The following is a 10427-nucleotide window of genomic DNA, read 5'->3' on the forward strand; positions in this document are numbered from 1 at the left end:
GGCGCTGCCCCCGGGCCCCTGCGCCTCAAGCGCCGGCGGGGCTGGAGTGTGCCCCCCGGCCGCTGGTGAAGACATGGCCTGCTGCCGGGTGTGAGGGTGTGGCCGGGCTGCCGGCTCCCGGCTGGCAGCTGCCGGTTGGTGAGGGTGCGGCCTGGTGGCGGGTTTCCGGGGCGCTGCCCCCGGGCCCCCGCGCCACAGGCGCCGGCGGGGCTGGGGTGTGCCCCTTGGCCGTTGGTGAAGGGGCGGCCTGCCGGCGGGTGGTGGAGGCGTGGCCTGCTGCCGCTTGATGGGGCCCGGCAGCGTCGTGCTGCCGTGCCAGGTCCGGCCCCGCGCGCGTTCCGCTCGGCGGCCCCATCCGGGCCGGGGTAAAACCCAGCCCGTCCAGGGGCGCTCCCCGCGGTGGCCGGGGGAGTTTGAGTACCGGGGTCCGGGGCGGAGACCCGGGTCCTTTCAGCCTCGCCAGGGGGTACCTCCCAGCCCCCTGGGGCTGGGGGAGTTTGAGGCGCGGGGCACGGGGCGGAGTCCCGGTCCGGGGAACCAGGGGTCCCCCGGACGGGGAAGGCCCCGCGCAGCGGTACGGCCCCCGCTACCAGGCGCCCGGGTCTCCACCCACCCCGAACACCGACCCGTCCGGCGCACTCGCGAAGATCCACCCGCCCCGACCCACCACCGGCACCGGCACGTTCGGCGCCAGCCCAGCCCCTTCCGCAGCCCCCCGCACCTTCGTCTGCCCGAGCATCCGCCCGCGCTCCGCATCCAGCGCCAGCACCCGCCCGTCCGCCGCGGCCAGATACACCCGCCTGCCGGCCACGACGGGCCGCGAAACCCGCGAAACCAACGTCTCCACCCGCCACAGCTCACCCACGGCCGCCCCGGAGCCCGCAGAGCCCCCAGACCCACCGGAGCCGGACGGACCGGAGCCGGACCCACCCGCCTCGGCCCCCGCCCCCGCCCCGGCCCCCGTCCCGACCGCAGTCACCCCACCACCGAACCCCGCAAGGTAGACGCTCCCGTCAGCCCCCACCCCCGCCTGCGCCTGATCCACCGGCGTCCGCAGCACCACCGTCCGCACCGCCCGCGTCGCCACCTCGACCCGTACGACCGCATCGGTCAGCTGGAAGCGGTCGCTGCGCAGCAGGAGCAGCGCCCCGGCCGCGCTCCCGGCGGGCGCCAGCTGCCCGTCCGCGCGCAGCCGCCACCGCACCCGCCCGCTCTCCGCGGCCACCGCCACCACCGACGTGGAGCTCCCGTCCCCGGCCGGGGTCACCAGGAACACCAGCCCGGGCTCCGCCCCGCCGCCCTCCGGCCCCGCCGCCAGCACGGACCCGACCCCGCCCAGCCGCTTCGACCACAGCCGGCGCCCGCTCGCCGCATCCCGTGCCGTGATCCGCCCCGAGGGCTCGGCCACCAGCACGGTGGCCCGCCCCGGCCCCGCGTACAGCAGGCTCGCCGACGCCGGCAGCCGCTCCGACCAGCGCACCGCGCCCGTACCCGGATCCCGCGCCTCCAGCAGCTTCCCGTCCGGCCCGACCGTGTGCACCAGGCCGCCCGCCGGCACCGGGGCCCGGTCCGAGCCCACCCGGCTGCCGCCGTCGGCCGCCTTCACCGACCACCGCACCGACCCGTCCGCCTGCGCCAGCCGTACGGCCCCGGTCCCCGGCCCCGTGCAATAGAGCGCCTGGTCCCCGCCTGCCGAGCACACCGGCATCCCGCCGCTGCGCGCCAGGGCCACCGACCAGGGCGCCTGCCCCGGCGCGGCCGCAGCCCGCCCCGCGGGCCGTCCCGCCGCGGGACTCCCCGTAACCCCGGCGCCGCCGAACACGTACGCCGCCACCGCCGCACCGGCGACCAGCAGCCCGGCCCCGGTCACCACGGCCCGCCGCGGCCCCCGCAGCCGCCGTCCCGGAGCGGCTGCGGCGGCCCCGCCCACCGCGGCCTTCCCGCCCTGCCGCCCCGCACCAGAACCGTCACCCGCCCCGATCCGCACCCGCCGATGCGTGACCGGCTCCTGCCCGGCCGCCTCCTGCCCGACCGCCTCCCGCGCAACCGGCTCCCGCCCGGCCGCCTCCGATACGGACGACGCCCCCCGCCCGCCCCCCTCCCGGGGAACCCGCGGCGCCGGTATGAACGCCCGCGTGTCCTCCGAGGTCGGATACGCCGCCGACCGCAGCGCCGCCAGCAGCGCGTCCGTGGTCGGCCGGTCCTTGGGGTCCTTCTCCAGGCAGCGCGCGATCAGCGGAGCCAGCTCCGCGGGCACCCCCGAGAGCTCCGGCTCGTGGTGCACCACCTGGTACGCGACCAGGTACGGGCTGTCCGAGTCGAACGGCCCCCGCCCGGTGGCCGCGTGCACGAGCACCGCCCCCATAGCGAACACGTCCGCCTCCGGCCCCACCTCCCGCGGCCGCTGGAACTGCTCCGGCGCCATGAACGGCGGGGTCCCGATCAGCTTCCCGGTCTCGGTCCGCAGATCGCTGTCGTACGGGCGTGAGATGCCGAAGTCGATGACCTTGGGCCCGTCGGCGGCCATCAGCACGTTGCTCGGCTTCAGGTCCCGGTGCACCACCCCCGCCCGGTGGATGTCGCGCAGCGCCTCCGCGAGCCCGGCGCCCAGCCGGCTCAGCTCCGCCGTGTCCAGCGGCTTCCGCTTCACCCGCTCGGCCAGCGTGGGCCCCTCCACGAACAGCGTGGCCATCCACGGCCGTTCGGCATCCGGATCCGCATCGACCACGGCCGCCGTGAACGCACCGGACACCCGCCGCGCGGCGCCCACCTCCTGCCGGAACCGGGCCCGGAACTCGGGATCCGCCGCGAACTCCGCGTGCACCACCTTGACCGCGAGCCGCAGTCCCGAGGCGGAGGCGGCCAAATAAACCACGCCCATGCCGCCCGAACCCAGCACGGACTCCAGCCGGTACTGCCCGGCGAATTCCGGATGGACCGGCTGCGAAGGATGCGGTGAATCTCCTGGGCGCGGCATGCCCACCCCCCGTGTGCCTGTTCGCCGACGCGCCCGAGGAGCCTAGTCGAGCCTTGCTAACCTGCGCGAGTGACGCACCGTGAAGCGTTGGGGGAGAAAAAGGGGGAGGGGCTGCGCATGGCCACCGAAGCAACAGGCGCCCGTTATCCGGTCGCACCGGGCTACCGCGTGAACGTCCGCAGCGGACCCGGCACCGGCTATTCGATCGTGAAGGTCCTGCCGTACGACGCGTACGTGCCGATCTACTGCCAGTGCCCGGGCACCACCGTGACCGGCCCGTACGGCACCACCTCCCTCTGGGACAACATCGGGAACGGCCAGTACGTCTCCGACGCGTACGTGAACACGGGCCGTGACGGCTACGTGGCGCCGCGCTGCTCCTGAGGGCCGGCCCGCCGCGGGGGGATAATCGCTGGTGTGAGCGACGCACCGAACACCCCGACCGGTCCCCAGCCGGAGCCGATCCGCTACTTCGGCACGACCTGGCTGAACCACGACGGCAACTACGCGCTGCGCCGCGCCGCCGTGGCCGCCGGTTCGCTGATCACCGCCGTGGCCGCCGCGTTCGTCCTGCGCTTCGCGTACGAGGGGCTGGAGCTCGGCAACGTCGGCGGCTTCGTCTCCTTCACCGTCGTGGCGATGTTCGCGATCTGCAGCGCGATCGCCTTCGCCAAGACGTGGGAGAGCTACACGCGGCCGCACCGGGCCTCCTCGGACGAGGCCTCCCTCAAGGGCCTCAAGGCCATCGGCTTCATCGGCTCACTGATCGCGTACTTCCTCCGCACGCTGTACGAGGCCCCCGGCGAGAAGCTGCGCCGCGCCGAGTACGAGGAATCCCTCGCGGCGTACGAACGCCGCCGGGCCACCCGCACGGGCAACCCGGCCACCCGCCGCCCCAAGCGCAAGAAATAACGGGCCCGGCCCCGCCTCGATCACTGGCGAAGCCGGCTCCACCCCTGCCTGCCAGGCGGCGAACCCACGCCCCCCGTCGCCCCCGGGGCTCCGCCCCGCACCCCGGTCCTCAACCGCCGGACGGGCTTGATGTGCCGCCCGGCCTGTATCTGCGGCTCATCGCTTCGCCCGACGGCCGGGGCGGGGTGGCCCCGAGGCGAAGCCACACCCGGCCGTCGCCCCCGGGGCTCTGCCCCGCACCCCGGTCCTCAATCGCCGGACGGGCTTGATGTGCCGCTGCCTGCCCGAATCTGCGGTTCACCGCAGGGCGGGGTGACCCGTGGGCAACTCCAGCCCCGCCGGCGTTTGAGGCGCGGGGGTCCGGGGGCGGAGCCCCCGAAACCGCCCAGCGGGCCGCGGCCGCAGAACCGGCCGCACCCAACCCCAGCCCCACCGACGCCCAAAAACACGGGGCCCGCGGTCAAAGCCCCGCCCCCACCCTGCTGATGCCTGGGGCGTGCGTGGCGAAACTTCGGCCGTGCTGGCGCTGGAGGCGCGGGGGCCGGTGGGTGAAGCCGGGCCTTTCCATCCCCGCTGATGCCTGGGGCGTGCGTGGCGTAATTCCGGTCGGGCTGGTGCTCGAAGCGCGGGCCGGTGGGCGAAGCCCCGCCTTTCCATCCCCGCGGGCGTCCGAGGCGTACGCGGCACACTTCCAGCCTCGCCAGGGGGTACCTCCCAGCCCCCTGGGGCTGGGGGAGTTTGAGGCGCGGGGTCTGGGGCGGAGCCCCGGGCCTTTCAGCCCCGCCGGCGTTTGAGGCGCGGGGCACGGGGCGGAGCCCCGGTTCGGGAAGGGGCGGGTAGGGGAAAGCCCCGCAGGGTCACGCCCGCGCTGTACAACAGGCCCCGCAGGTCATGCCCGCGCCCTGCAACAGGCTCCGCAGGGTCACGCTCGGGCCGCGCAGCACGACCCCGCAGGGTCACAGCCCGCGGCGCGTACCCGCCCGCAGCGTTCCGCGCGGCCCGGGCAACGCGGTCCCGCAGGGTCGCACCCGCGCCGGGCAGCACGGTCCCGCGGGGTTCAAGGCGTGCGCCCCGCAACATAGCCCCGCAGGGTCACGGCCCGCGGCGCCTACTCGCCCGCAGGGTTCCGCATGGTCCTGGGCAACGCGGTCCCGCAGGGTCCCAGCCCGTCCGGCCCACCGCCCGCAGGGTCACGCCCGCGCTTTACAACAGGCCCCGCAGGTCATGCCCGCGCCGTGCAACAGGCTCCGCAGGTCACGCTCGGGCCGCTCAGCACGACCCCGCAGGGTCAAGATGTATGCCCCGCAGCACGGCCCCGTAGGTCACACCCGCGCCTCGCAACAGGGCCCCGTAGGTCAGGCCCGCGCCGTGCAACAGGCCGCGCAGGGTCGTACCCGCGCCGCGCAGCACGACCCCGCGGGGTCAAGGCGTGCGCCCCGGAACCTGGCCCCGCAGGGTCGCACCCGCGCCGGGCAGCACGGCCCCGCGGGGTTCAAGGCCCGCGCCCCGCAACACGGCCCCGCAGGGTCACGGCCCGGGCCGTACGACACGGCCCCGCAGGGTCACGCCCGCCCTGTACAATAGGCCCCGCAGGTCATGCCCGTGCCGTGCAACAGGCTCCGCAGGGTCACGCCCGAGCCGGGCAGCACGATCCCGCAGGGTCAAGATGTGCGCCCCGCACCACGGCCCCGTAGGTCACACCCGCGCCTCGCAACATGGCCGCGCAGGTCAGGCCCCCGCTGTACAACAGGCCTCGCAGGGTCACGGCCCGCGGCGCGTACCCGCCCGCAGGGTTCCGCCCGGCCCGGGCAACGCGGTCCCGCAGGGTCGCACCCGCGCCGCGCAGCACGATCCCGCGGGGTCAAGGCGTGCGCCCCGGAACCTGGCCCCCGCAGGGTCACGCCCGAGCCGAGCAGCACGGCCCCGCAGGGTCACGCCCGAGCCGAGCAGCACGGCCCCGCAGGGTCACGCCCGAGCCGAGCAGCGCGGCCGCGCAGGGTCACGGCCCGGGCCGAGCAGCGCGGCCGCGCAGGGTCACGGCCCGGGCCGAGCAGCGCGGCCCCGCAGGTTCACGCCCGCGCCGGGCGGCACGGCCCCGCAGGTTCACGCCCGCGCCGGGCGGCACGGCCCCGCGGGGTTCAAGGCCCGCGCCCCGCAACACGGCCCCGCAGGGTCACGGCCCAGCCGTACGACACGGCCCCGCAGGGCCACGCCCGCGCCGTACACCACCCTTCCGCCCCCTTGACGCCCCCTCCACCCGCACCCATTATTCATCGCATGATGAATAACAGCGCCGATCCACCCCCCGCCACCCCCCACCACCCCGCCATCCACGCCACCGACCTCCACGTCACCCGCAACACCCACCCCGTCATCCGCGGCATCGACTTCGCCGTCCCCCGAGCCCGCATCACCGGCCTCCTCGGCCCCTCCGGCTGCGGCAAGTCCACCCTCATGCGCGCCATCGTCGGCACCCAGGCCCACGTCACCGGCACCCTCGACGTGCTCGGCCACCCCGCCGGCGCCCCGGCCCTCCGCCCCCGCATCGGCTACGTCACCCAGGCCCCCTCCGTCTACGACGACCTCACCGTCCGCCAGAACCTGGACTACTTCGCCGCCGTACTCGACCCCGGCCGCCCCGCCGCCGCCCGCCGCCGTGCCGCCGTCGCCCGGGCCCTGCACGACGTGGACCTCACCGGCCACGCCGGCGCCCTCGCCGGCAACCTCTCCGGCGGCCAGCGCAGCCGGGTCTCCCTAGCCGTGGCCCTCCTCGGCTCCCCGGAGCTCCTCGTCCTCGACGAGCCCACCGTCGGCCTCGACCCCGTCCTGCGCCGAGACCTCTGGAACCTCTTCCACGACATCGCCGCCACCCGCGGCACCACCCTCCTCGTCTCCTCCCACGTCATGGACGAGGCCGAGCGCTGCCACCACCTCCTCCTCATGCGCGAAGGCCGGATCCTCGCCGAGGACACCCCCGAAGCCCTCCGCGAGCGCACCGGCTCCGACACCGTCGAAGAGGCCTTCCTCCGCCTGGTCGACGAGGCCCGCAACCCCGCCGCCACCCCCCACGCCGCCGCAGCCGACCCCCAAGGGGAACCCCGATGACCACCCCGACCCCCCAGCCCGCCACCCCGCCCCACCACCCGGCCCGCACCTACGAGCCGGCCCGCACCCACCAGCCGCCCCACACCCACGAGCCGGCCCACACCCCCCACCCCGGCCCGAGCCGCCAACCCGCCCTCTCCCCCTCCCGCACCCTCGCCACCGCCGCCCGCGTCCTGCGCCAGCTCCGCCACGACCCGCGCTCCATCGCCCTGATGCTCGTCGTGCCCGTCCTGATGCTGGTCCTGCTCCGCTACGTCTTCGACGGCAGCCCCCGCACCTTCGACAGCATCGGCGCCTCGCTCCTCGGGATCTTCCCGCTGATCACGATGTTCCTGATCACCTCCATCGCGACCCTCCGCGAGCGCACCTCCGGCACCCTCGAACGCCTCCTCGCCATGCCCCTGGCCAAGGCCGACCTCATCGCCGGCTACGCCGTGGCCTTCGGCAGCCTCGCCGTGGTCCAATCCCTCCTGGCCACCGGCACCGCCCTGTGGCTGCTCGGCCTCGACGTCACCGGCTCCCCCTGGCTGCTCCTCCTCGTCGCCCTGCTCGACGCCCTCCTCGGCACCGCCCTCGGCCTGTTCGTCTCGGCCTTCGCCGCCTCCGAGTTCCAGGCCGTCCAGTTCATGCCGGCGGTGATCTTCCCCCAGCTGCTGCTGTGCGGCCTGTTCGCACCCCGCGACACCATGCAGCCCGTACTCGGCGCCATCTCCGACGCCCTCCCCATGTCCTACGCCGTGGACGGCATGACCGAGGTCCTCACCCACGCCGACATGACCGCCGACTTCGTCCGCGACGTCCTCGTCGTCGCCGGCTGCGCCCTGCTCGTCCTCTGCCTCGGCGCCGCCACCCTCCGCCGCCGCACCCCCTGACCGCCCCCGCCGCACCCCCGGCCATCGGCCCCGACCGCCCTTCGGACACCCCCGCCGCCGCCCCGGCCCGGGTGAAAGGATGAGGACGTACGCAGCACAGACCGCTCGGCGAGGTGAGCCCGTATGACCCAGACAGTCGCAGTCCTCGGCACCGGCAAGATCGGCGAGGCCCTGCTCAGCGGGATGATCCGGGGCGGCTGGCCGGCCGGCAAACTCCTCGTCACCGCCCGCCGCGCCGACCGCGCCGAGGAACTCCGCACCCGCTACGGGGTCGAGCCCGTCAGCAACGCCGAGGCCGCGAAGCGGGCCGACACCCTCATCCTCACCGTCAAGCCGCAGGACATGGGCAAGCTCCTCGAAGAGCTCGCCCCGCACGTGCCCGCCGACCGGCTCGTCATCAGCGGCGCCGCCGGCATCCCGACCTCCTTCTTCGAGGAGCGGCTCGCCCCCGGCACCCCAGTGGTCCGGGTCATGACCAACACCCCGGCCCTCGTGGACGAGGCCATGTCCGTCATCTCCGCCGGCAGCCACGCCACCGCCGAACACCTCGCCCACGCCGAGGAGATCTTCGGCGGGGTCGGCAAGACCCTCCGCGTCCCCGAATCCCAGCAGGACGCCGCCACCGCCCTCTCCGGCTCCGGCCCCGCCTACTTCTACTTCCTCGTCGAGGCGATGACCGACGCGGGCATCCTCCTCGGCCTGCCCCGCGCCCAGGCCCACGACCTCATCGTGCAGGCCGCCATCGGCGCCGCCGTCATGCTCCGCGACAGCGGGGAGCACCCGGTCAAGCTCCGCGAGGCCGTCACCTCCCCCGCCGGCACCACCATCAACGCCATCGTCGAACTCGAACGCCACGGGGTCCGCGCCGCGCTCATCGCCGCCCTCGAAGCCGCCCGCGACCGCAGCCGCGAGCTCGCCTCCGGCAACAGCTGACCGCCGCCGTCCACCGTCCGCCGCCTCCCCGCAGAGGCGGCGGACGGCGCACCGGCCGCACCGGCGCCCACGAGCGCCCCCGGCCCTTCACACCGCCGGCAGCAGCCCCATCGCCTCGTACGCCGAGTCCACCACCGGCCGGGCCAGCGCCCGAGCCCGCTCCGCACCCGACCGCAGCACCTCCTCCAGCCGCCCCGGATCCGCCGACAGCTCCGCATGCCGCTCCTGCACCGGCCGCAGCACCTCCACCACGGCCTCGGCGGTGTCCTTCTTCAACGGCCCGTACTGGGTGTACGCCTCCGCCAGCCGGGCCGGATCACCACCGGTACACGCGGCGAGGATGTCGAGCAGATTGGCCACGCCCGGCTTGGCCTCCCGGTCGTAGACCACCTCGCCGTCGCTGTCGGTCACGGCCCGCATGACCTTCTTCCGTACGACCTCCGGCTCGTCGAGCAGATAGACGATCCCGGCCGTGGACGCATGGGACTTCCCCATCTTCCCCGTCGGGTCCTGGAGGTCCATGACCCGCGCGGCGACCTTCGGATGGGTGGCCCGCGGCACCGTGAACGTGTGCCCGTAGCGCTGGTTGAACCGCACGGCGATGTCCCGCGCCAGCTCCACGTGCTGCCGCTGGTCCTCACCCACCGGCACCTCGTCCGTCGCGTAGGCCAGGATGTCCGCCGCCATCAGCACCGGATACGTCAGCAGCGACAGCCGTACGCTCTCCCCGGCCGCCTGCGCCCGCACCGACTTCTCCTTGTACTGGATCATCCGCCGCAGCTCCCCGTCGGTGGCCGTGCACTCCAGGAGGTACGAGAGCCGCGCGTGCTCGTCCACATGGCTCTGGACGAAGAGGGTGCAGCGCTCCGGATCCAGCCCCGCGGCCAGCATCAGCGTCGCCGCCTGCCTGCTGAGCCTGCGCACCCGAGCGGGATCGTGCTCCACGGTCAGCGCGTGCAGGTCCACCACGCAGAAGACGGCCTCCGCCTGGAACTGGTCGGTCGTGACCCACTGCCGGAGCGCCCCGAGGTAGTTGCCCAGGGTCAGGTGGCCGGTCGGCTTGATCCCGCTGAAGATCCTCGTCATCTCTGTTTCTCCCTGTGTGGGCCCCGTACGGGGCGGGTGGGACGGCCGCCGGTCCGACGGCCGGGACTCCCAGGGGGGGAGAAACGAAAACGGCCGCCGGGAGCGGCGGCCGTGAGCGCATGCGCGCGTTCGCGTAGGAGGTGGCCGCCGTCAGGCGGGCCACCAGCGAAGGCTGAGCGCATGCGTGTTCATGAGGACGAGGGTAGCCCCCAGGGGTGGGGCTTGTCCGGCGGTTGACACGACCCACCCCGATGCGTAGTGTTCTCCGAGTTGTCCGACGTGAGCGCCGACTCTGGTCGGTCCCCGGACAGCCCTCCCGCAACAACCATTCGAACGAACGGCGCACTCTGCCGTCTCGTTTTCATGCGTATTTGCGAATGGGGAATCCCTGTCCGAAAGGACGGCCGCCGATTGGCTTCGGCGGTTGGGAATCCGCTAAGGTCTCACTCGCCGGAAGGGCCCAACAGCCCGGAAGGCAAAGCCCGCTGACTGGGAGTCAGGCCCGAAAGGATCTGATAGAGTCGGAACCGCCGGAAGGGGAA

7 protein-coding genes are annotated in these 10427 nt (G+C 74.7%); 5 read left to right on the forward strand and 2 right to left on the reverse strand.

All coding sequences use genetic code 11. The annotated features are described in order from the left end of the window. Positions 1 to 586: 586 nt before the first annotated feature. Complete coding sequence (locus tag ACZ407_RS31640; protein WP_468134352.1) at positions 587 to 2977, reverse strand: protein kinase domain-containing protein; 2391 nt, start codon at positions 2975 to 2977, stop codon at positions 587 to 589. A 117-nt stretch (positions 2978 to 3094) separates the two neighbouring features. Between ACZ407_RS31640 and ACZ407_RS31645 the strand changes: the two genes are divergently transcribed. The 5 genes from ACZ407_RS31645 (at position 3095) to proC (ending at position 8799) form a co-directional block, all read left to right on the forward strand. Next, positions 3095 to 3361, forward strand: coding sequence for a peptidase (locus tag ACZ407_RS31645; RefSeq protein WP_468134354.1), 267 nt, complete (start codon positions 3095 to 3097; stop codon positions 3359 to 3361). A 24-nt stretch (positions 3362 to 3385) separates the two neighbouring features. Continuing rightward, positions 3386 to 3889 (forward strand): hypothetical protein, encoded by a 504-nt coding sequence (locus ACZ407_RS31650; protein ID WP_468134375.1) that lies wholly within the window; start codon positions 3386 to 3388, stop codon positions 3887 to 3889. 2277 nt (positions 3890 to 6166) lie between these two features. Next, a complete protein-coding gene (locus ACZ407_RS31655; RefSeq protein WP_468134356.1) occupies positions 6167 to 6994 on the forward strand; it encodes an ABC transporter ATP-binding protein in 828 nt (275 codons plus the stop codon). Further along, positions 6991 to 7866 (forward strand): ABC transporter permease, encoded by an 876-nt coding sequence (locus ACZ407_RS31660; protein ID WP_468134358.1) that lies wholly within the window; start codon positions 6991 to 6993, stop codon positions 7864 to 7866. Before ACZ407_RS31655 ends, ACZ407_RS31660 begins: the two co-directional genes overlap by 4 nt. 123 nt (positions 7867 to 7989) lie before the next feature. Beyond that, positions 7990 to 8799: a pyrroline-5-carboxylate reductase gene (gene proC, locus ACZ407_RS31665; protein WP_468134360.1), complete on the forward strand. Its 810-nt coding sequence runs from the start codon at positions 7990 to 7992 to the stop codon at positions 8797 to 8799. A gap of 87 nt (positions 8800 to 8886) precedes the next feature. Here the strand turns inward: proC and trpS are convergent, their stop codons facing one another. Further along, positions 8887 to 9885, reverse strand: a complete 999-nt coding sequence (gene trpS, locus ACZ407_RS31670) for a tryptophan--tRNA ligase (protein WP_468134362.1) — start codon at positions 9883 to 9885, stop codon at positions 8887 to 8889. Positions 9886 to 10427 lie beyond the last annotated feature (542 nt).

This window comes from Streptomyces sp. NPDC030809 (assembly GCF_055572195.1).

Bases quoted from the DNA above. Each gene is read 5' to 3' on its own strand.
- ACZ407_RS31655 (WP_468134356.1), top strand. From the start codon at position 6,167: ATGATGAATAACAGCGCCGATCCACCCCCCGCCACCCCCCACCACCCC.
- trpS (WP_468134362.1), bottom strand. From the start codon at position 9,885: ATGACGAGGATCTTCAGCGGGATCAAGCCGACCGGCCACCTGACCCTG.
- ACZ407_RS31660 (WP_468134358.1), top strand. From the start codon at position 6,991: ATGACCACCCCGACCCCCCAGCCCGCCACCCCGCCCCACCACCCGGCC.
- ACZ407_RS31640 (WP_468134352.1), bottom strand. From the start codon at position 2,977: ATGCCGCGCCCAGGAGATTCACCGCATCCTTCGCAGCCGGTCCATCCG.
- ACZ407_RS31645 (WP_468134354.1), top strand. From the start codon at position 3,095: ATGGCCACCGAAGCAACAGGCGCCCGTTATCCGGTCGCACCGGGCTAC.
- proC (WP_468134360.1), top strand. From the start codon at position 7,990: ATGACCCAGACAGTCGCAGTCCTCGGCACCGGCAAGATCGGCGAGGCC.